This is a genomic window from Gemmatimonadota bacterium, from assembly GCA_026705765.1.
Taxonomy (GTDB): domain Bacteria; phylum Latescibacterota; class UBA2968; order UBA2968; family UBA2968; genus VXRD01.
The window spans coordinates 42,582-64,677 of the sequence record JAPPAB010000158.1 but is presented as its reverse complement, the minus strand read 5'-3'; the positions used below and the strand labels follow the sequence as shown (position 1 = coordinate 64,677).

General features: G+C 50.4%; 18 protein-coding genes. All 18 read left to right on the top strand.

Features of this window, described 5'->3' with window-relative positions; translation table 11 throughout:
• Positions 1 to 70 precede the first annotated feature (70 nt).
• Complete coding sequence (locus tag OXH16_20260; protein MCY3683741.1) at positions 71 to 1,423, top strand: HD domain-containing protein; 1,353 nt, start codon at positions 71 to 73, stop codon at positions 1,421 to 1,423.
• Positions 1,424 to 1,546: 123 nt separating this feature from the next.
• Positions 1,547 to 2,473 (top strand): peptidoglycan DD-metalloendopeptidase family protein, encoded by a 927-nt coding sequence (locus OXH16_20255; GenBank protein ID MCY3683740.1) that lies wholly within the window; start codon positions 1,547 to 1,549, stop codon positions 2,471 to 2,473.
• A gap of 18 nt (positions 2,474 to 2,491) precedes the next feature.
• Positions 2,492 to 3,802, top strand: coding sequence for a BNR repeat-containing protein (locus OXH16_20250; protein MCY3683739.1), 1,311 nt, complete (start codon positions 2,492 to 2,494; stop codon positions 3,800 to 3,802).
• A 258-nt stretch (positions 3,803 to 4,060) separates the two neighbouring features.
• Positions 4,061 to 5,020, top strand: a complete 960-nt coding sequence (locus OXH16_20245) for a dihydrodipicolinate synthase family protein (protein ID MCY3683738.1) — start codon at positions 4,061 to 4,063, stop codon at positions 5,018 to 5,020.
• A gap of 51 nt (positions 5,021 to 5,071) precedes the next feature.
• Complete coding sequence (locus OXH16_20240; protein ID MCY3683737.1) at positions 5,072 to 7,489, top strand: DUF898 family protein; 2,418 nt, start codon at positions 5,072 to 5,074, stop codon at positions 7,487 to 7,489.
• Positions 7,490 to 7,493: 4 nt separating this feature from the next.
• Positions 7,494 to 8,612 carry a M48 family metallopeptidase gene (locus OXH16_20235; GenBank protein ID MCY3683736.1) on the top strand — a complete coding sequence of 373 codons (1,119 nt, stop codon included), beginning with the start codon at positions 7,494 to 7,496 and terminating at the stop codon, positions 8,610 to 8,612.
• Between the two features lie 3 nt (positions 8,613 to 8,615).
• On the top strand, positions 8,616 to 9,989 hold the full coding sequence (locus tag OXH16_20230) for a sulfatase (protein MCY3683735.1): 1,374 nt from the start codon (positions 8,616 to 8,618) through the stop codon (positions 9,987 to 9,989).
• Entirely contained in the window at positions 9,989 to 11,692 is a 1,704-nt protein-coding gene (locus tag OXH16_20225) for an arylsulfatase (protein MCY3683734.1), read from the top strand. Before OXH16_20230 ends, OXH16_20225 begins: the two co-directional genes overlap by 1 nt.
• An 81-nt stretch (positions 11,693 to 11,773) precedes the next feature.
• Positions 11,774 to 12,223 carry a GxxExxY protein gene (locus OXH16_20220; protein ID MCY3683733.1) on the top strand — a complete coding sequence of 150 codons (450 nt, stop codon included), beginning with the start codon at positions 11,774 to 11,776 and terminating at the stop codon, positions 12,221 to 12,223.
• A 114-nt stretch (positions 12,224 to 12,337) separates the two neighbouring features.
• Complete coding sequence (locus OXH16_20215; GenBank protein ID MCY3683732.1) at positions 12,338 to 13,234, top strand: restriction endonuclease; 897 nt, start codon at positions 12,338 to 12,340, stop codon at positions 13,232 to 13,234.
• Positions 13,235 to 13,427: 193 nt separating this feature from the next.
• The gene (locus OXH16_20210; protein ID MCY3683731.1) at positions 13,428 to 14,639 is read left to right on the top strand and encodes an ATP-binding protein; all 1,212 of its coding nucleotides are present in this window, start codon (positions 13,428 to 13,430) and stop codon (positions 14,637 to 14,639) included.
• A 60-nt stretch (positions 14,640 to 14,699) separates the two neighbouring features.
• Positions 14,700 to 15,575, top strand: coding sequence for a phytanoyl-CoA dioxygenase family protein (locus OXH16_20205; GenBank protein ID MCY3683730.1), 876 nt, complete (start codon positions 14,700 to 14,702; stop codon positions 15,573 to 15,575).
• Positions 15,576 to 15,712: 137 nt separating this feature from the next.
• On the top strand, positions 15,713 to 16,564 hold the full coding sequence (locus OXH16_20200; GenBank protein MCY3683729.1) for a glucose 1-dehydrogenase: 852 nt from the start codon (positions 15,713 to 15,715) through the stop codon (positions 16,562 to 16,564).
• Positions 16,561 to 17,541 (top strand): substrate-binding domain-containing protein, encoded by a 981-nt coding sequence (locus tag OXH16_20195; protein ID MCY3683728.1) that lies wholly within the window; start codon positions 16,561 to 16,563, stop codon positions 17,539 to 17,541. Before OXH16_20200 ends, OXH16_20195 begins: the two co-directional genes overlap by 4 nt.
• An 11-nt stretch (positions 17,542 to 17,552) precedes the next feature.
• The gene (locus OXH16_20190; protein ID MCY3683727.1) at positions 17,553 to 19,073 is read left to right on the top strand and encodes a hypothetical protein; all 1,521 of its coding nucleotides are present in this window, start codon (positions 17,553 to 17,555) and stop codon (positions 19,071 to 19,073) included.
• A 20-nt stretch (positions 19,074 to 19,093) separates the two neighbouring features.
• The gene (locus OXH16_20185; protein MCY3683726.1) at positions 19,094 to 20,587 is read left to right on the top strand and encodes a sugar ABC transporter ATP-binding protein; all 1,494 of its coding nucleotides are present in this window, start codon (positions 19,094 to 19,096) and stop codon (positions 20,585 to 20,587) included.
• Positions 20,584 to 21,522 (top strand): ABC transporter permease, encoded by a 939-nt coding sequence (locus tag OXH16_20180; protein MCY3683725.1) that lies wholly within the window; start codon positions 20,584 to 20,586, stop codon positions 21,520 to 21,522. Before OXH16_20185 ends, OXH16_20180 begins: the two co-directional genes overlap by 4 nt.
• Before the next feature lie 121 nt (positions 21,523 to 21,643).
• A complete protein-coding gene (locus OXH16_20175; protein ID MCY3683724.1) occupies positions 21,644 to 22,087 on the top strand; it encodes a thioredoxin family protein in 444 nt (147 codons plus the stop codon).
• The last annotated feature ends 9 nt before the right edge of the window (positions 22,088 to 22,096 follow it).

Sequence of the window (22,096 nt, the reverse complement as noted above, 5' to 3'; positions counted from 1 at the left end):
CCCTACCCCCAAAATCAGTACGAGCTTCGATTCGTTGATTCGCTGATTCGTCTTTTACCTTACTCCTCTCATGATCGATTTACGCTTTCTCGAAGAAGGCAAAGCAATCCGGGATCCCATTTGGGGGTATATCCATATACCGCCCGATTTTTTACCCCTTGTTGATGCCGAAGAATTTCAACGCCTGCGCGACATATCGCAACTCGGGCACGTCTTGCTCGTATATCCCGGAGCGCGTCACTCGCGTTTTGAGCACACTTTGGGTGTGTTTCACATTGCGGGCCATTTTCTCAAGCAATTGCTCAAAACCCAGCCCCCTCCTGATATTGATATCGATGATGTGCGCGTTCTTCTCGCGGCGAGTTTGTTGCACGACATTGGTCATTATCCCTTTTCGCATCTGCTCGAAGAAATGCAGATGTTTTTTATTGACCATGAAACGCGAGGACGCTACATCATTGAAGATCCTGGTACAGAAGTTCACGCCGCGCTACTCAAAGTGGGTATTGATCCCCAGCGCGTTGCAAATGTCATCGATTACCAGCAGCGCACCATTCCCGACCGCGATATGCGCCTTGCCCACATTCTCAGCGGCACGCTCGACCCCGACAAAATCGACTATCTCCTGCGCGATGCGCGCTACTGCGGTGTCCCATTTGGCGAGAGCGTGAACAGAGACCGCCTCCTGTCCTCAATTACATACCATCACGCGACACAGCGACCAGCCATCACTTACAAAGGCGTATCTGCGACAGAAGCGCTCATCTTTACCAGTTATCTGATGTATCGCAATGTTTATTGGCACCACGCGGTTCGCTCAGCCAATGCCATGTTCAAGCGCGGAATACAGGACCTCCTGGCGCATCCCAACTGTTCGCTGACGGAAAATGATTTTGACCGCGCCACCGAATCTGACCTGCTTCACCGCCTCGAAAAAGAATACACCGAACTCGGGTTCTCCTACCGAACCAGCCTGATTGGCCGTCTCAAAAGACGCAAACTCTTCAAAGTAGCCCGCATATTCTTTCCGCATGAATACGCGCACAACCTCATAAATGTATTTCGCCGCCTCTATGATGCGCCCAACCAGCGGAGAGAACTCGAAATGGCCCTTTGTGCCCATCTTTCCTCAAAGTACAATCTCAACCTTTTCGGCAATGAAATACTCCTCGACATTCTTCAATTTGACAAAAGTCCCGAAGTAGATCTCAAAGTCTTTTTCGATGCCCACATTCCCGTAGAAAAATCAGAACCCCTGAGCTTTGACGACCCGGAAGTCTCTTTGCTCAAAAATTATCTGATCGACAATTTTGAAGCACAGGCCAAAGTAGTGCGTATTTTCTGCGACGATATTCCCAATCTGCGCCAGGCCGTGCGCGACGAAGCCTTCGCCTTCCTGAAAAACTGGGGAACAAGCACTTGATAAAATGGCCGAAAAGTTATATATTGCTCACTTCTAAATGTAGATTTACATGGACTGTTCGAAAGTTCTATATTCTCCCTCAGCCATAGACAAGTCACGCTCACCTTTACCCGGATTTTTTGCATGAAAAAATATCTGACTTTAATGTTTATCTCCCACAATGAAGGTTATATCAAAGAATACCATCTCTCACGACCCAAATTTATCGGTATTATAAGTACATTGTGCTTGCTCCTATTGCTCTCACTAGGCTATGTTGCCACAATTGGCAAAAGGGAAAGACTTGCCGAACTCAAGGAGGAAAATACTGTACTCCAACGCGAATTTGTCTTAATAAAAGAAGAATTGGAAAACATGCGCCACAACATGGACCAGCTACAGGAAAAAGATCGCATCATGCGCGCCTGGGTTGACCTGTCCGAACCAAGTGACGAAGTCCGTCAATTAGGTGTAGGTGGTGGAGATCCCATACTGCCAGAATGGGAAACTGCCGTTTCAGACGATGTCTCAGACCTTCTGGCTGATAACCGCACCAATATGGATCAACTCTTGCGAGAAGCGCACTTTTTAAAAACCAGCTTTGATACGATTTTGTCAGTGCTCAGCAAAGACATCCAGATGCGTCAGCACATCCCTTCAATTACTCCCGTACGGATGGAAAATCCGAGAATCTCATCGGGATTTGGCTACCGTCGAGACCCCTTCACCGGGCGCAGACAATTTCACTTTGGTATCGATTATCCCGGTCGCAGGGGCACGCCTATTATCGCTACAGCCGATGGGAAAATAGATAAAATTGACCACAACAGCCGTTTGGGATGGTATGTAATTATCGACCATGGCTATGGCCTGAAAACTCTGTATGGACACCTGAACAGAAAGCCACATGTCAAGCTCGGAATGCACATCAAACGCGGTGAAAAGATCGGAGAGATCGGCAGGACAGGACGCGCAACAGCCCCACATCTCCACTACTCAGTTTACAAAAATGGCGATCCCGAAAATCCCAAACACTACATCTTTGATCAAAAAACGCGCTCTTTGTTTTAACGAATTACAGGATAAACTATGAGTTCCAGTAATCTTTCCGTTTACAGTTCGCTATTTGTCGCAACGGTCTGGTCTGGTCACCCCGTCGGGTTTGATCTATTGACCCACGGCGATGTGCAATTTATCGCGTTTTACAATGCCGAGCGCAAAATGACCGTTGGAATGCGAAAAATAGATGAAGAAACATGGATATTTGCACACCCCGAAGGTATATGGCTGGAGAATCGGGGCCGACTGTCTTCAGAGATCGGATGGGACAGTCACAATTCACTGACCATGGCCATCGACGACGATGGCCATATTCATTTGTGCGGCAATATGCATGTGGATCCCTTGATTTATTTTCGCACAACGCGCCCACTTGATGTCACGAGTTTTGAACGCATAGACTTTATGGTCGGCAAAAATGAGGATCGCTGTACCTACCCCGTGTTTATGCGCGGCCCAAATAATGAATTGATTTTTCGATATCGAGACGGTAGTAGCGGCAATGGCGTCGATTTTTACAATGTGTATGATGTCCAGACAAAAACATGGCACCGGATGCACAATACGCCATTGCTCGATGGGCTCGACCGCATGAATGCGTATGCACGCATGCCCGAAAAAGGACCAGACGGGATTTATCACATGGTCTGGATCTGGCGCGATACACCCGATTGTGCGACCAATCACAATATTTCTTATGCACGCAGTCCAGACCTCCTATCCTGGGAAACAGGTGGTGGCAAAGCACTAACTTTGCCAATTACAATAGAAAGCGGAGCCACTGTCGATCCCGTGCCCCCAGGAGGTGGATTGATCAATATGACGCAATCACTGGGTTTTGACGATCAGAAACGCGCCGTGATCAGCTATCACAAACACGACGAAAATGGATACACACAAGCCTATTGTGCGCGTTTGGAAAATGGCGAGTGGGTATTTTACAAAGTGAGTGATTGGACCTATCGGTGGGAGTTTGGGGGCGGCGGCTCTATCGGTGCAGAAATTCGATTGGGTGGCGTCGAGTCAGAGGCCGATGGGGGCCTGAGTATGAGTTACTGGCATATCAAAGAAGGCCAGGGAATCTGGAAATTGCACCCCCAAACCCTGCAAGTGATCGGGACATACCCACCACCCGATAGCGAGATACCCGAAGAATTAGAACGAATAACATCTGATTATCCGGGCATGACTGTCAACCTGCGCGGTGCTCGCGGCAAGGGAACACGCCCCGACGAGCAATACGTCTTGCGCTGGGAAACACTGGATCGCAACCGCGACAGACCCAGAGAAAAAATCCCACCGCCAAATGAATTGAGACTCTATATCCTTCGCAACAATTAAAAAAGCCCCTCGATGATTACAGCATCGGGGGGCTTTTGGATTGTGTTCATTTTGTACGTTATATCCCCTTTTGGCGTAAAATCTGGACTTATATTCCATAATTTACGCCAAAATTTGGAATAAGCAACCAAATTTTACGTCAAAACAGTGTAATCCCTTGCTGAAAGTTGATAATATTTTTCTTTGGTGATGAGACTTCATAGATTATTTTCTCCAGGTAGATATATTTTATGATAACGTTCTAAAAAAGGAGACACCATGAGTTCCGATACATTTCGCGGGGTATTAACCATTCCCTCAACGCCGTTTAAGCAAAATGGAGATGTCGATTGGGGCGACCTCAAGCGCGTGCTGGATTTTTGTATCACCTGCGGCGCGCACGGAATTGTCTGGCCCGTAAATGCCAGTAGTTTTCCCGTATTGACCGACCAGGAACGCCTGCACGGTATGCAGATGGTCGTAGAACACATCGCCGGGCGCGTTCCAGTAATTCTCGGCGTTCAGGGAGCAAGTGGTAATCACGCGGCAATGTTCGCGCGTCACGCGCAGGCATTGGAAGCCGATGGTGTCATCGCAATGGCCCCTTATATCGAGCCAATCGAAGACGAAGATGCGATGGTCCGCTATTATCGGGGAATAGACCGAGAAGTGGATATGCCAATTTTTATACAAAATCACACGCGGGGCAGCGAGTTATCAATCGACACAGTGGTGCGCTTAATCAATGAAGTAGAACACATAGAATACGTCAAAGAAGAGACCTTCCCCCCGACGCACATGACTACGGGATTGATCGAAAAGGCGGGACCAAAATTGAAAGGCGTATTTGGCGGCGCCAGTGGCCGCTATTTATTACTCGAACATCCGCGCGGCGTAGCCGGACAAATGCCGGGCTGTCACATAACAGATGTCGTGGTGCGCCTGTGGAATGCTCTGGAGGCTGGAGATTTGAAAGAAGCAAAACGGGTATATGGCATCATGGCACCATTGTTCGCGCTCGAGACAATAAAAGGCACAAATTATCCCGAAATACTGCGTCGCCGCCAGGTCATCAAAAGCTCGCACAGCCGCTTGACAACCCGCTTTCCAACTCAAGATGCGTACGATCACGCGGCACTCGACGATATTTTGCGAGATCTGGAACCGCTATTTACATGGAACGAAAAACCACTGCTATACGGTCCCCCCGAATGGCTCAAAGATCAATGGACGGATTAAACTGGCCTTTGTAATAATCGCTCAATCTCCAATTTGTGACACGGAAATTTCATGCATCTGAAATCATTGTCTCGGTTGACAGTTTATTTTTTTCTCCTTTGGGGATTCATCTCATCCGGCAATGCCCAGGAAGTCTCGTTAGTGCCTCAGGACACGACGGCTGCTGGTCGCTGGAGCCTTCTAACCGGCACCGCTTTTTTGACCGCCGGTGAACGGCCTTACATAGACAGAGAAGGCAACATGTGGTGGGGACATCAGGACGATGTCTTTGTGCTGAGGCAGAGTCAGTTGTCAAAGGTCCATGTGGGGTGGCCTGTGGATGCGATGGTGCAAGATTCTACAGGGACCATGTGGTTTTTTGGACATCACAGCGATTCACTCATTGCAGCTCGCTACGACGGTGTGATACGAGAGACAACAAAGACAAAGTTAAAGTGGAATTTGATTGTGAGTCCCCCAGCGGTTATAGATGGCAAAGGTCGATTTTGGATGCGTGCTCATCCCCTATATGAACGCCGATCAAGCGAGGGCTACGGCATCTTTGAGTATTCCAATGACCGCTGGTTTCATCACACAACCGAAGCAGGACTCAGGAACGACCGTATTTACGACTTGACCGTAGATCAAAAAGGCCACCTCTGGACTGCGACTTACAGAGGCGTGAGTCAATATCGAGATGGACAATGGCACAACTATGGCCGGGGAGACGGTTTAAGCTATCAGAAAGTGTATCGAATTGTAGTGGGAAAAAATGGCGACATCTGGTGTACGCATGGCAATCGCGATGATATTTCCGTTTATGACGGTGATAAATGGCGCGTAATCAACCCGGCTTCCGGCATGCCTATTGGGAAAGTGCGAGCAGCACTTTGTGCGCGAGATGGCACCTTCTGGTTTGGTGTACACCATGATGATATAACAGACCCAGAACAAAGCGGTCTGGTTCGCTTTGACAGGCAATCGTGGCTTGTGTTGACAGAAAAGGATGGATTACCGGGTAATCACGTTCTGGGAATTTCCGAACTACTTGACGGAAAGCTGTTATTGCAGATCCGAAAACCGACATCAACGGTATTTGATTCAGATACGCCGTTGCAAATTTCCAATCAAGCACTTGTGGTATTTGAACCCGATACAACGCGATGGGCGCGTATTTCGGGACATGTTGAAAATCGAGATGGAACCGCTACAGATCCCATTGCAGTGTCTCTCACAACATCCAAAGAGCATGTAAAAGCGAGTACTGTGACCAATGCTCAGGGTTTTTACGAAATGAGGGTCTTACCGGGCGAATACAGGGTCCAGGTGCCGGATGCATGGGGTGGAGAACGCGACATAGTCGTAGCTCCTGGCGAGATTGTAAGTGGTGTGGATATTCGTCCCTTTTGGTTTATCGATTCGGCAACGTTCCGTGCCATTTTCTACCTTGTTTCTATCCTTTTCACAGTTATTATACTCGTTGGCTTGCTCTATATCGTTATTCTCGCAGCAGCCGGGCAGCCGCTCAACGTGCCTGAACTGGGTGAAGATCACAATCCCCTCCGTCTCAGGTTTCACGGAAATGGGAGTAGCTTGTTTGGCATTTTTGTGATCAATGTGTTGCTCACCCTCCTCACGCTCGGCGTATATTATTTTTGGGGCAAGGCAAAAATTCGGCGTTATATGCACAGCCAAACGGAATTGCACAACAGCCGGTTCTCAAATCACACCACCGGCGGCGAACTCTGCATTGGCTGGATTAAAGCCCTTATTTTAATTCTCGCAATCGTATTGATTTCGGAAATACCCTCGTTTTTCTGGGAAGATATGACACACGAGTGGATCACTCTGCTCGCGTTTTACGGGCTTCTGCTCTTTGTATTTTTGCCACTGGCCATTGTGGGTTCCCTGCGTTTCAGGCTCAGCCGAACTTCCTATCGCGGCATTCGTTTCTCCTTCAGGGGCAATAGCAAAACATTTTTCAAAATCTATTATATCGGACTGTTAAAAACAATATTCACTCTGGGGTTATATTACCCCTATTTTGAAACGAAGATTCGCCTATTCCTGACCAGGAGCGTGCGTTTTGGCACAGGGCGTTTTAAATTTTTCGGCACAGGGCGCGCCCTATTCTGGTATTTTGTGCTAAATTTGTTCCTCACGCCTTTTACACTAGGCCTGTGCTGGTATTGGTACTGGGCACACAAGACGCGCTACTACTGGTCTTGCACAACGTTCGAAGGCACTTCATTTCACTCGACTGTTGTTGGTAGCCGCCTTCTCTCGTTGAAGGTGGGAAACTTCATTTTACTCGTCATTTCTCTGGGGTTGGCATGGCCCTGGGTTGCGGTTCGCAACAACAGATTTTTGTGCGACTATCTCGTTTTGTCCGACCCACCGGATTTTTCCAGTATTGCCCAGGATTTTTCAGACGCCGGAGCAACGGGCGAAGGCTTGAGCGATTACCTGGATTTCGAATTTGAGTTTTAGAGCTATGGCACGGGATATACACATGTGGCACGCGCACTTTTACGATGGGCAAACAGCGCAGCCCCATACCGTACAGGTAGAAGTCTTAGCAAATGGCCTTGAGGTAATATTTTCAGACCGCCCATCTGAAATTTGGGCTTACGGAAATTTTCGTCAAACCGAGGGCTTTCACAGTGGAGAATTGGTCCGGTTTGAAAAGAGCGACACCTTTGGACAAGCACTGGTAATAGACGACGTGCAAATTCTGGAGGTCATTCGAGAACGCGCTCCTGCTTCGGGCTTTCACAATCCCAGGCTTCGCCGTTACCGGGTTCCTCTTGTCGGTTTTTCTCTCGTTTCTATTGTGTTTATCATCTGGCTGCTCTACGGCCATATTCTGCCCGTATTCATCGACGGCATCGCACACATTGCGCCCGTTGCCTGGGAAGAATCACTTGGCCGATCCGTTGTCGCGTATATCGCACCCAAAGAAGACCGCTGCCAGGATGAAATTTATACCGAGGTCTTTGATGAAATCGGCGCCCGTTTGACTGCCCCGACAAATCTGCCCTATACATTTCGCATTTACGTCGTCAAGAACGCCCACGTAAATGCCTACGCGCTTCCCGGCGGCTATATGGCAATTACAACCGGCTTTCTAAAGCGCGTAAAATCCGCCGAGCAAATCGCCGGTGTAATCGCACACGAGATGCAACATGTCGTGCAAAGACACGGCACCCGGGCTGTCTTGCGAGAAATTTCTACTCGCACACTTATTGCAGCTATTTCCGGCGGTGGTGAAGGTTTGGACTACGTGCTTGACGGAGCCGCTCTGGTGGGTGCCCTGCGTTTTTCAAGAGACCACGAGTCCTCTGCTGATATCGGGGGCATGAAAATGATCCTGGATGCGAAAATCGATCCAAAAGGAATGGTCGAAGCATTTGAAATCCTTCTCAAAATAACGGGAGATATGCCAGATGGTCTCGTCTATGCTTCAACCCACCCCTTGACAAAAAATCGCATTCGCTCACTATCGCCCTATTTAGATTCCCTAAAAGTCGATCCCATTCCAATCGTCTCCGACTCAACCTGGGCGCGTTTCGCGCAAGCAATTCGCGCTGGCCAGTGTAAGCGAAAGGAGTAAAAAATGTCGAACCACCGTCCGAATGTCCTCTGGCTTTTTCTCGAAGATGTGAACCCGTGGATGAGCTGTTACGGCGACCAGACCATACAAACGCCGAATATAGACGCGCTCGCTGCATCGGGCGTAAAATTTGATCGGGCTTATCAAACCTCTGGCGTGTGCTCGCCTTCGCGCTCAGCGACCATTACGGGAATGTATCAAACGACTATTGGCGCGCACAACCACAACAGTTCATACCCCCTTTTACCCGAAGGGATAAAGACAATACCCGAGTATTTTCGAGATGCCGGATATTACACATTTAACGAGGGCAAAACACATTACAATTTTGTCTTTGAATCAGATGTATTGTTTAACCACCACGGGAGCATGGATTTCAAAGGGGCAAAAAACGGAAGCGATTGGTCGGGCTGTCCACACGACCAACCGTTCTTCGGACAAATTCAGCTTCGGGGTGGCAAAAGCATCGGCCTGCTCAAAGGACCGGGCATCAATCCCGCCTCGGTACCCGTGCCATCGTTCTATCCCGACCACGAAATCATCCGCAGAGAAATCGCCCTGCACTACGATTGTATCTCGCACACAGATAGACAAGTGGGATGGATTCTGGAGCGACTGCAAGAAGATGGATTGCGCGAAAACACGATCATTTTTTTCTTCAGCGATCACGGCATGCGGTTGCCGCGGCACAAGCAATTTATTTACGAAGGTGGTCACAAAATCCCATTGATCATTTCCTGGCAGGGCAATACAGATATCGTAAATCCTGGCAGCGTGCGCTCCGACCTCATCAGTGGCATTGACATCGGTCCCACCTCACTCGCGCTCGCAGGCCTCGATGTGCCCGATTACATGGAAGGCCAAAATCTGTTTGGCGAACGTACTGACTTACCCCATGTCAGCACAGGCTTTGTTGAGCGGGACTACGTAATAGCCGCAAAAGACCGCTGTGATTTCACAATAGATCGCATGCGCACAGTGCGCACCCAGCGGTATCGCTACGTGCGAAACTTTATGACAGATCGCCCTTTTATGCAGGCGCAGTACCGCGATGGATCGGATTATATGGAACTGATTCGGACCATGCACGCCAACGGCGAACTGACGCCCGAACAGGCATTTTTCTGGGCAGAGGAACGCATCGCAGAAGAGTTTTACGATTGTGACGCCGATCCCGAAGAAGTGAATAATCTCGTAGATGATCCAGACCATGCCGAAGCCTTGCAACACCACCGCGATATTCTGACACAGTGGATTTCCCAGACCGATGACAAAGGCCAATATCCCGAACCCGCAATCGGCTTGCGGCCAGTGCTGAAACAGTGGGGAGATAAGTGTGTAAATCCGGAATATGATGAAATAAAAAAGGAGATATAATGACCAGACCAAATATTCTCGTGATCTTGACCGACGATCAGGGTTGGGGTGATTTGAGTGTACACGGCAACACAAATCTCAACACGCCCAATGTGGATTCTCTCGCACGAGATGGCGCGCTATTCGACCGATTTTACGTCTGCCCGGTATGTGCGCCCACGCGAGCAGAGTTTTTGACGGGGCGCTATCATCTGCGCGGCGGAGTCCACGGCGTGAGCACGGGTGCCGAGCGACTAAACCTCGATGAAACCACCATTGCCGATGTCTTCAAAGCCGCTGGATATGCCACGGGTGCTTATGGCAAGTGGCACAATGGCACGCAACACCCCTATCATCCAAACGCGCGGGGATTTGATGAGTTTTTTGGGTTCTGTTCCGGACACTGGGGACAATATTTTGATGCCGAACTCGAGCACAATGGCGAACTCACGCGCGGAAAGGGGTACTTACCCGATGAGTGTACAGATCGCGCCATGGATTTTATGACAGCAAATGTCGAACGCGGTCAACCGTTCTTCTGTTATCTCCCCTACAATATCCCACACACGCCATTTCAGGTGCCCGACGAGTTTTACGAGCCATTCCGCGATAAACCGATTGAGATGCGGGCGACCAATCCCGACCAGGAAGAGATAGTGCGCACGCGGGCGGCACTCGCCCTGTGTGAAAATATCGATTGGAATGTGGGACGCTTACTGGACAAACTCGACGAATTGGGAATCGCGGAAGATACCATTGTGTTTTATTTTGGAGACAATGGGCCCAATGGCGCGCGCTGGAATGGCGGGATGAAAGGCACAAAAGGATCAACAGATGAAGGCGGCGTGCGCGTGGCGGGCTTGATGCGCTGGAAGGGGCATATTCAAGCAGGTACAGTCATTGAAGAAATCGCCGGAGCGATTGATCTATTGCCCACATTTGCAGACCTCGCGGATATCGACCTGGAAGTTGAAAAACCGCTGGATGGCCGCAGCCTCAAACCCCTGCTATTGGGCGAAGATCCCGAATGGGCTGACCGCATCATTCTATCACACCAGCGGGCGCAATTGAGCGCACGCAATCAGCGCTTCCGATTGGACATAGAAGGCAAGTTATACGATATGGCCGCCGATGGTGGACAGACAACAGATGTGTCCGGAGAATATCCCGATGTTCACGCGGAATTGTCAGATGCAGTAGCAAAATATCACGCTGAAGTCTTGCCCGTCAACGACGACCGTCCCTTTGCCACGGGCTACTGGAAAACGACCCGCCTGCCTGCACGAGACGGGGTGCATCACGGCACAGTCCAGCGCAGTGCTGGCGCGCCCAACTGCTCTTATTTCACGCACTGGACCCAGGTGGGCGATCGGATGACCTGGGATATCGAAGTCGGCACAACGGGCGACTATGAAGCAGCGGTTTATTATACATGCCCTGAAGAAGATGTGGGATCAACCGTCGAGCTGGTATTTCACCCCGCGCACGGCCAGGCAACAAAAGTACAAGGACAGGTAACCGACGCACACGACCCACCGCTAATCGGCGCAGCAGATGACCGCTATCCCCGCGGCGGCGAGTCCTATGTAAAGGATTTCGAGCCATTGACACTGGGTACGATCCATCTGGATGCAGGCAGAGGAACCTTGACCTTGCGCGCCCTTGACGTACCTCATTCACAGGTGATGGATGTGCGACGCGTGATGCTGACGTTGAAGGAATAAGGGATCCACAGAAGAAAACCCAAATGATCCGCAGATTACGCAGATTAACGCAGATGAAAGGCAAGATCGAAAGGATTATAGATGAAGGCGAGGAATTTAAACAGAAAACAGAGAAGGGCTGATAGTAGGAGAGATGAGAAGACTTATGCGGTTATAGGGGCTGCTATGGCGGTGCATAATGAGTTGGGGTGTGGTTTTCTTGAGGCGATTTATCAGGAAGCATTAGAGCAGGAGTTTTTGTTGCGGGGGGTGCCTTATGTTCGGGAAAAGAAGTTGGAAATATGTTATAAGGGGCAGGTGCTGAAATCCTATTATCAAGTGGATTTTCTTTGTTTTAATTCTGTGATCGTCGAATTAAAGGCTTTGCAAAAATTGTCCGGTGTTGAAGAGGCTCAAGTTATTCATTACCTCAAGGCATCAGGCTTGAACAAAGCTCTGCTCATCAATTTTGGTGCTGCGAGACTGGAATACAAAAGGCTGGTGTTTAATCTGCGCCCATCTGCGGATAATAAATCTGAAAAACATCTTTGATTACAGCGAATTACAGCGAGATTCAGTTATTCGGAAATTCCGAACAACTGCTACCGATGGTAAAAATTACAATTTCCAAAAATTGTTCGTAATCTTGATTATAGGACATACAAAATGAATTGGAAAGACTACGAAAAAGAAGTATATCAATATTTCGCGCAGATGTACCCTGAAGCGAAAATTACTTACGATGCGAAAATTATAGGCCACTATTCAAAAAAAGAACGCCAAGTAGATATGCTAATCGAAGATGAGGTTGCAGGATTTCCAATCAAGATTGCGGTGGATGCAAAGTATTTCTCGCGAAAAGTAGATATTAAATGTGTTGAGTCGTTCATCTCAATGATAGGAGACATAGGTGCTAATCAGGGGCTATTAATAACTCAAAAAGGATATTCGGAAGCAGCAATCAAGCGAGCCCATTATGGGCCTGAGAAGATCGAGCTCGATGTGTTAAACTTCGAAGATTTACAAAATAATCAAGGCTTGATAGCAATCCCGTATTCAGGTAAGAATTCCATATTATTACCTGCCCCCTTTGGTTGGGTAATCGATAATAATAGACAAACAGGCTTCCTCGCTTGTCTTTACCAACGAGGCTTGGATTTAAAAAAAGCTCAAGAAAATTTAGAATGGATGTATCTATATTTTTGGCATAAAGACGAAAAAGCTTCATGTATCGACGAACTTGTTGAAATGCAAAATAAAGGCATGGAGGCCCTGTATACAAATTTATGTATAAACGAACGGCGTTCACCTAAAAGAACCGATAATAGAAATACATATATTAGAGTAGTGACTTCGGATCAGTTACCTTGTCAAGAAGTCACGGGATATATCGACTGTGACGAATTTATAGTATTTTTTGTACTGTTTACAAAAAAAGAGTTGGAAAGCAGAAATTTGCGAAAACTCAAATACATTCTTAAATACTCAGAACCATTAAAAATTGCTTCCAAAAATAAAATGGTCCAGTCCAGCCAGCGACAGATAAGGATTGGGAGGTCGTGAAACGGGGTCGAGATGCAAGCTATAGCAGGATAGATCAATATCCAAATGATTTGTCATGCATTCGTTACTAAAGATACCTAACCATCTATTTCATAAGGGTTTTATCTGTGCCCATCTGCGTTCATCTGCGGATAAATCCTTACCACACAACTTTACATTTTACTCAATACATTGAGTAAAATTACTCAATACTATGAGCAACGAAATATTCATCAGACCTCAAGCTGCGGAGTTAGCGCGGCGGTTGAAAGAACCCCGGCGATTCATTCAGGTCGTATCGGGAGCGAGGCAGGTCGGCAAAACAACCCTTGCATTGCAAGTCGCTGACCAGAGCAAACTGCCATATCACTTTGCCAGTGCAGATGAACCGACACTTCGCGGCAATGGATGGCTTGAATCCCAATGGGAAGAGGCGCGATTGCTTGCCGCCAGTTCAGAAAAAGGCGCCTTACTCGTATTGGATGAAGTACAGAAAGTTCCGCATTGGGCTGAAATGGTCAAGTATCTTTGGGATGAAGACACCCGCAAAAAAACATTGGTAAAAACAGTATTACTTGGCTCTGCCCCGCTTTTAATCGGGCATGGACTGACAGAAAGCCTTGCGGGACGTTTTGAAATCCTGCACATGCCGCATTGGAGCTTTTCCGAAATGCGGGAGGCCTTCGGATGGGATCTGAACCAATATCTTTTTTACGGTGCCTATCCAGGTGCTGCACCATTGATAGAACAACCGCTCCGCTGGTCGCGCTACATCATAGATTCTCTCATTGAAACAACCGTCGCGCGCGACGTGCTTTTGCTTTCCCGCGTTGACAAACCGGCACTGCTTCGGCGACTATTTGAACTGGGTTGTGCCTATTCAGGACAAATACTTTCCTACACAAAAATGATAGGCCAACTTCAGGATGCCGGGAACACAACCACACTTGCCCACTACCTCGACCTGCTTGCAGGTGCTGGCGTACTCACCGGGTTGCATAAATACGCGGGTGACACAGCGCGGCGACGGGGATCAAGCCCCAAGTTTCAAGTCTTCAACACCGCGCTAATAACCGCACTGTCTGACATGACGCAATCAGAAGCCTTTGCAGACCGCGAATTTTGGGGACGCTTGACAGAGTCCGCAGTGGGCGCACACCTGGTCAACGCATCCGCTGGCGGTACGTGTGAAGTGTTTTATTGGCGGGAGCGCAACCGCGAAGTAGATTTTGTCTTGCGAAAAGGAAAGAAACTCGTGGCAATAGAAGTAAAAAGCGGACGCACAACTACTTCGCTCCCCGGCCTGGAATCTTTCTCCAAATCTTTCAAACCAGGTCGCATGTTAATCGTCGGTCCGGGCGGGATTTCTCTCGAACGGTTTCTTTCAACACCCGTGGAATATTGGCTAAATCAAACAGAAGTGTAAGCAATTATGCAACTAATCAGATCGCAGCTTACCTGAAACCTGATCGAAAAGGACCCAAAAATGCTCACCCCAAATTGGAATATCCTCCCCAAAGAAACCATCCGGGAATTTGATGAAAATGGCTGTTTGATCGTGCGCCGGGCACTCGATCAAAAAACAGTCGCACACTTGCTCAAAATATGCGACCGACTCATCGACAGCGACATAAAAACAAATCGACAAACGCGCGAGAATGGATATTACGATGGCTTTCGCAACTGCATCGCCTTAGGCGACGCCTTTCTGCCACTCCTCACACATCCTACAATCTTCCCCATGGTCGTGCAATTTCTCGGCGCGTATCTTCACCTCACCACCTCACACTTGATTTACAAACACCCCGACCCGCCTGGCACGCCCGATTTTGCCCGAGCGCCAAACTGGCATCGCGATTACGGTCGCCTCAACAACGACCTCCAGCACGCGGCTCCCCGGGGCATGCTCAAATGCGCTTATTATCTCACGGACCTCACCGAATCCAATGCGGGCGCCACCCTCGTCGTGCCCGGAAGCAACCTGTTGCGAGAACCCCTCGACATTCCTCCCAATGGCGATCCAGAAGGCGCATTCGAACCACATCTCGAACCTGGAGACTGTCTCATCTTTGAAAACCGAACCTATCACGCTGGTGGTGTCAACCTATCTGACGAAACCCGCAAAGTCATCATGTTCGGATATGGCTACAGATGGCTCGCGCCCATAGATTACCGCGTACAACCCCAATCGCTATTGGACAAACTCGATCCATTGGGCCAGTATCTACTTGGCGAAACATTCGTCAAAACAGAAGAATATCAAACCAGCGGCGGCGAAACCCCGCTCAAGCCCTGGTGCGAACAAAACAACCTGCCCCTCGTCAGACCACCAGTATGGCAAGAGGACCTGGCTCTTGTCTAATTACCAATCACAACATGGTCAATCCAGGATATTCATACTAATTTCATACTAATTCATGTAAAATTAGTATGCTTCCCATATCCAATCACCCAAATAGGATATGTTTGACACGCAACGTCGTCTAAAGAGGGTTATTAATGGGATTACTCAAAGGAAAAGTAGCGATCATCACGGGTGGCGCGAGCGGCATTGGGCGCGCAACTGCTCGCCTCTTTGTCGAAGAAGGCGCGCAAGTCGTCATCGCAGACATCCAGGAAGATAAGGGTCAGGCCGTCGCTGAAGAACTCGGTCCCAACGCCATCTTCCAGCATACCAATGTGAGACGGGAACCCGATATCAGAGCCATGATCGGCCTCGCGGTCTCACACTTTGGACACCTGGATTGCCTCTTTAACAACGCCGGATACGGCGGTGTAGCAGGACCTGTTGAAGAAACATCCATGCGGGGTTTTGACAAAACCGTAAGCATTCTCCTGCGCGGCGTCTTCATGGGCATCAAACACGCATCTCCCATCATGAAAAAACACGGATCGGGCAGCATCATCAGCACGGGTTCTGTCGCGGGCCTTCGCACGGGCTATGCGCCGCATGTGTACAGCGCGTGTAAAGCCGCTGTCATACACCTCACCCGCACAACGGCAATGGAATTGGGACCTCACAACATCCGCGTCAACTGTATATGCCCGGGCGGCATTGCCACCCCCATATTTGCCCCGGCGCTGGACCTCGCGCCCGAAGAATCGGACAAAGCATATCAACTCATGACCGAAAAACTCGCTGGCGGACAGCCTATCCATCGTGCGGGTCAGCCCGAAGACATCGCACATGCAGCCCTCTATCTCGCCAGTGATCACGCCGCATTTGTCAACGGTCACGCCCTCGTCGTCGATGGCGGCCTCATCGGCGGCCAAAAATGGGACAGATCCTGGATCGCCCGGGAGGGGCTTACTTCTGATGAGGATATACGTGAAGGAGGTAAAAAAGAATGAATCGCGTCTTAATCTCATTGACCCTCATGCTCTTTATCGCTTGTGGCAGTGAACAAACCGACCCGGCAAAAACGACCATTGCTGTCATCCCCAAAGGCACAACCCACGAGTTCTGGAAATCGATTCACGCAGGCGCAGTCAAAGCACAGCGCGAGTTAGACATAAAAATAATATGGAAAGGCCCGCTCAAAGAAGACGACCGCGAAGACCAGATCGCACTGGTCGAAAACTTCATCTCTCGCGGCGTTTCGGGCATTGTGCTCGCGCCCCTCGACGACACCGCCCTTCGCGTACCCGTCGCCAATGCCGTGCGCAGCGGCATCCCGGTCGTCATCATCGACTCCGGCCTTCAAAGCGATGACTTCGCCTCCTTTGTCGCCACCGACAATTATCGCGGAGGACGCCTCGCAGGTGCCGACATGGCCCAACGCCTGGGCGAAAAGGGCAAAGTCATCATGCTGCGTTACCAGGAAGGCTCTGCCAGCACAATGAAACGCGAACAGGGCTTCCTCGACGCAATTGGCGAGCATACAAACATCGAGATCACCTCATCAAACCAACACGGCGGCGCCACCACCGAAAGCGCGTATCAGGCCAGCGAAAACTTGCTCGCTCCCTTGAAAGACGCAGATGGCAAACTCACCATCCAGGGCATCTTCTGCCCCAACGAATCCACCACATTTGGCATGCTGCGCGCTCTGCAAGACGCGGGCCTCGCTGGCAGTGTCATATTCATCGGCTTTGACAGTTCGGAAAAACTCGTAGAAGCCCTCGAAAACGACCAGATCCACGGGCTTGTACTGCAAAACCCCTTTAGAATGGGCTACCTCGGCGTCAAAACCATAGTAGCACACCTCCAAAACCAACCCGTTGAAAAACGCGTTGACACCGGCGTTGCCCTCGTCACCAAAGACAACATGAACGATCCTGACATCAAAGATGTATTAACCCCCGATCTGGATAAGTGGCTCAAATAAATGGTGAAAAAATGGTGAAAAAACTTTTCCGAATTGCAATAATTATCACCGCCACCCCCTCAATCGCCCTATCGCAGTTCTTACCCGGCCTGACTGCGATGAGCGAAACGATTAAGCCACAGGTATCGTCAATTCGATCGCTCAACTTCATCCAGCCATTCACAATACGCTATCAGACAAACGCGGAAATCACCGCATTCATAAACGATGAGTTCAATCAGACTGTACCGCAAACAATTCGTCAAAACTACGATCTATTCATTCGCGCCATCGGGTTGTACCACGGAGGTATTCCCTTCGACTTCGAAGCTCTGATAAGAGCCTCACAGAGCCAAATAGGTGCCTATTACTATCCCGCAAACCGTTCTATCAACATCCCGATAGGATCAATTCCCATACAAGAGCTTCGAGTAATCGTAGTCCATGAACTTACGCATGTGCTACAGGACCAGCACTTTGGACTCGACCGCTTGCTCAGCGCTACAAACAGCGATGAATTATTAGCCCGTCAAGCTCTGGCAGAAGGCGATGCAACGCTGGTGGAATACCTCTGGTCTTTAGATCGCGCTGGACAAGCGATGTCAGATGCCCAACTACAACAATTCGTAAACACGATTGCCAACACAACGGTTGGCGAAGTCAAGCGCAACCTCAAAGATGTAGAGTCCGATCCACAGGTCGTCCAGGCGATTGACGAAACCCCCGATTTTATATTTGAACAGCAACTTGGAATCTACTTTCGCGGACTGGCCTTTGTATTTGACCTGAAAAAACGCGGGGGTTGGGCAACAGTGAATCGCGCGTACACCAATCTGCCAATGTCTATGGAACACATCCTCCACCCGGCCAAATACTTCGCAGGAGAATCTCCCGAGGAGATCGCACTTCCTGATTTGGCAAATGAATCCTTCGCAGGAAACTGGGAATTGCTGGATCGAGATACACTGGGCGAATTTGGACTCAGAATCATCTTCAATACCTTTGATGTCAACACCCCATCACACGCAGCGGCCGCAGGCTGGCATGGCGACCAGTATGTCGTCCTCAAACACCGCGATGGCGCACCCGCGCTCGTCCTGTTCACGACATGGGATACGGAACGGGATGCGACAGAGTTCAAGACTGCCTACGAAGACGTGCTCGCAATAAAACACCGCGGAACCACAGACTTCAGGATTGAGCAGCGAGAAACAGATGTGTTAATCTCTGAGTCATCTCGGGATCTCGACCTGTTATTTGCGTACCTCGAAAAAGTTCGATTCACCCCCACGGTTGCACTCGAAATTTTCGATTTTGACGGCGATCTCACGATCGGCTTCTCGGACTTCCTCCTGTTCGCTGCCCACTTTGGCAAGAGCAGTTCGGACCCGGATTTTGACCCGCGATTCGACATTGATGCAGATAGTATGGTAGGCTTCTCGGACTTCCTCGCATTTGCTTCTGCTTTCGGAAAACAAATTACACCCAGTTCAAAACCCGCTGTCGTGATTGACCCGCACATTATCCACCGCACGTTGGGATTTGTCCGATAAAGCGGTCAGGCACATCCTCTATGTCCATTCCCAAACATCCGCGCTTTGCCATGCACGGCATTCGCAAAACCTTTGGCGCAACCATCGCGCTCGACAATGTCGATTTTGCCGTTTCAGCCGGCGAAATCCACGCCCTCATCGGTGAAAATGGCGCAGGCAAAAGCACCTTGATGAAAGTGCTATCGGGAGCCTTGCAACCCGATGCAGGAGAAATGACCGTTGACGGATTGGCCTTCGCGCCAGCCAATCCCCTCCAGGCGCGCCAGCAGGGCGTCGCCATGATCTATCAAGAACTCTCCCTCGCACCCCATCTAACTGTTGTAGAAAACGTCCTCCTCGGAATGGAAATCACGCGACGCGGATTATTGCAAAAATCAGACATGCACGCCCTTGTCCAAAACGCGCTAACAGAACTCGACCATGCCGATATCGATCCCCACGCCCGCGTGAGCACCCTCACCATTGCCGAACGACAAATCGTAGAAATTGCGCGCGCACTATCTGTTCAATGTCGCGTCCTCGTCCTCGACGAACCCACCAGCAGCCTCACGCGCGCAGATGCCAACCGTCTATTTCGCGTGATGCAACGCCTGAAAGCGCGGAATTTGGCAATCGTCTATATCTCGCACTTCCTCGAAGAAATCAAAGAAATCGCCGATCAATTCACAGTCCTCCGAGACGGCAAAAAAGCCGGCAGTGGCCCGGTCGCCCAAACGCCCATACCCAACATCGTTCACCTCATGGTCGGCCGGCAAATTGACGACTTTTTCCCGCGCTCCAAACGCACGCCGGGCGAACCCCTCCTCAACCTCACAGATCTCGCTGGAGCCCCTCTCCCTCACAGCGCATCTCTCGTCCTGCACCGCGGAGAAGTACTCGGCATAGGTGGACTCATCGGTGCTGGCCGCACAGAACTCTTGCGCGCCCTCTTTGGCCTTGCCCCCATCCGCAAAGGCAATATCACCTTCGCGCACAACACTGCCCGCGCAACACCTGCACAGCGCCTCGCTCAGGGAATGGGATTGCTCAGCGAAGACCGCAAAGAAGAGGGTCTCGCCCAATCGATGAGTCTGACCGATAACCTCACCCTATCGCGCCTACCCAGCGGGATCATCCTCCCTAAAAAACTGCGCGCCATTGCCCGCCAGTGGATATCTCGCCTCGGCATTCGCACATCGGGACCTGCACAGTCCATTGCAGACCTCTCCGGTGGCAACCAGCAAAAAGTCGCGCTCGCCCGCCTGCTCCACCACGACGTAGATTGCCTCCTTTTAGACGAACCCACGCGCGGTATTGACATAGCCAGCAAAGCCGACATCTACCACCTGATTGACCAACTCGCAACACAGGGCAAAGCCATTCTCCTCGTAAGCAGTTATCTGCCCGAACTCCTCGGGATATGCGATCGCATCGCCGTCATGTACCGTGGTCAACTCGGCCCAGCGCGTCCTGTTGATCAGTGCAGCGAACACAGCCTCATGCTCGAAGCAACGGGACAGGAGGTCGCACTGTGAATCATCTATCGCGCTTTGCCCCTCTGATCGGCCTCTTTGCAGTGTACGGCCTATTCGCCATTCTCGGTCCCGACAGCTTTAGCAGTGGCCGCAACCTCGAAACCATCGCACGCCAAACCGCCATCGTCGGCACAGCAGCACTCGGCATGACCCTCGTCATCATTGCCGGAGGTATTGATCTTTCCGTCGGTTCCATCATAGCCCTGACCACTGTCACCATCGCCGCATCGCTCCAGGCGGACCTATCACCCCCTGTTGCCGCGCTCGTCGGCATACTCACAGGTGCACTGTGTGGCCTTGTCAACGGCCTGATCATCACCCGTTTTCGCGTCGTGCCCTTTATCGTCACACTCGGCACGCTACTGCTCGTGCGCGGCATTGCCAAAGGACTGGCCAGCGAACAAAAAATCGACGCCCCCCTCACCTATCTTATTGACCTGCTCGCAGCACTACCGCAAGGTGCGTGGTGGATATTCCCGCCCGGCGTATGGCTCCTCATCATCCTCGCCCTGCTCACCGGCGGATTCCTCGCCTATACCCGCCCCGGCAAACACATCGTCGCCATTGGATCCAATGAAAACACGGCTCGCCTGTGCGGTATCCGCGTCGAAGCCACCAAATTACTCGTCTATGCCCTCGCAGGAACGTCCGCGGGCATAGCCGGACTCCTCCAATTTTCGCGCCTCACCGTAGGCGATCCCACGGTCGCCGTTGGCCTCGAACTCGACGTCATCGCAGCCGTTGTCATCGGCGGGGGCAGCCTCTCGGGCGGCGAAGGCTCAGTACTCGGCAGCGTGGTCGGCGCATTGATCATGACCGTCATCCGATCTGGCTGTTCGCAAATGGGCTTGCCAAATTGGGTGCAAGAAATCGTCACCGGCATTATTATCGTCATCGCCGTGGCGGTCGATAGATTGAGACATCGCGAAAGATAGACGCAGTAATCCAGTCTGTTTTTTGCAACTTATTTTTTTTACCTGAGTTAGAGAAACACATATCTTATTGCAGACCCGAGTCAACGACGTGGCTCATTCACCCATTCCAAGGAGTACACCCATGCAAGCCCGACGCACCCTCATCGCCCTCGCCTTTTTATTCACCACATCTTCCGCCTTTGCAGGCACCGTCGAAGTAGAAGGCGAAGGCACGCCAGCCCTGTACGTGGTCAAAGTACACGCCGACTGGTGTAGCTCCTGCAAAGCACTGGTGCCCATTCTCGACGAAGTTCGAGAAACCATGTCTGCCGAGCCTGTTCTCTTTCTCATCCTGGACGTGACCGACGAAGACCGTACCGGCCAAGCTCGCCTGCTGGCTGCAGCCCTCGGCATAGAGCAACACCTCAAAACCAATAACAAGACCGGGCTGGTCCTGATCATCAACCCCTCAGATAAGGCCCTGATGGAAACCCTGACTAAGGAAAACACCGCCGATGAAATGATCGGCAAAATCGAGGGCCATATTGCCGCAACTGCGGACGAAGACATGGACATGGACATGTGAGGCAAGAGA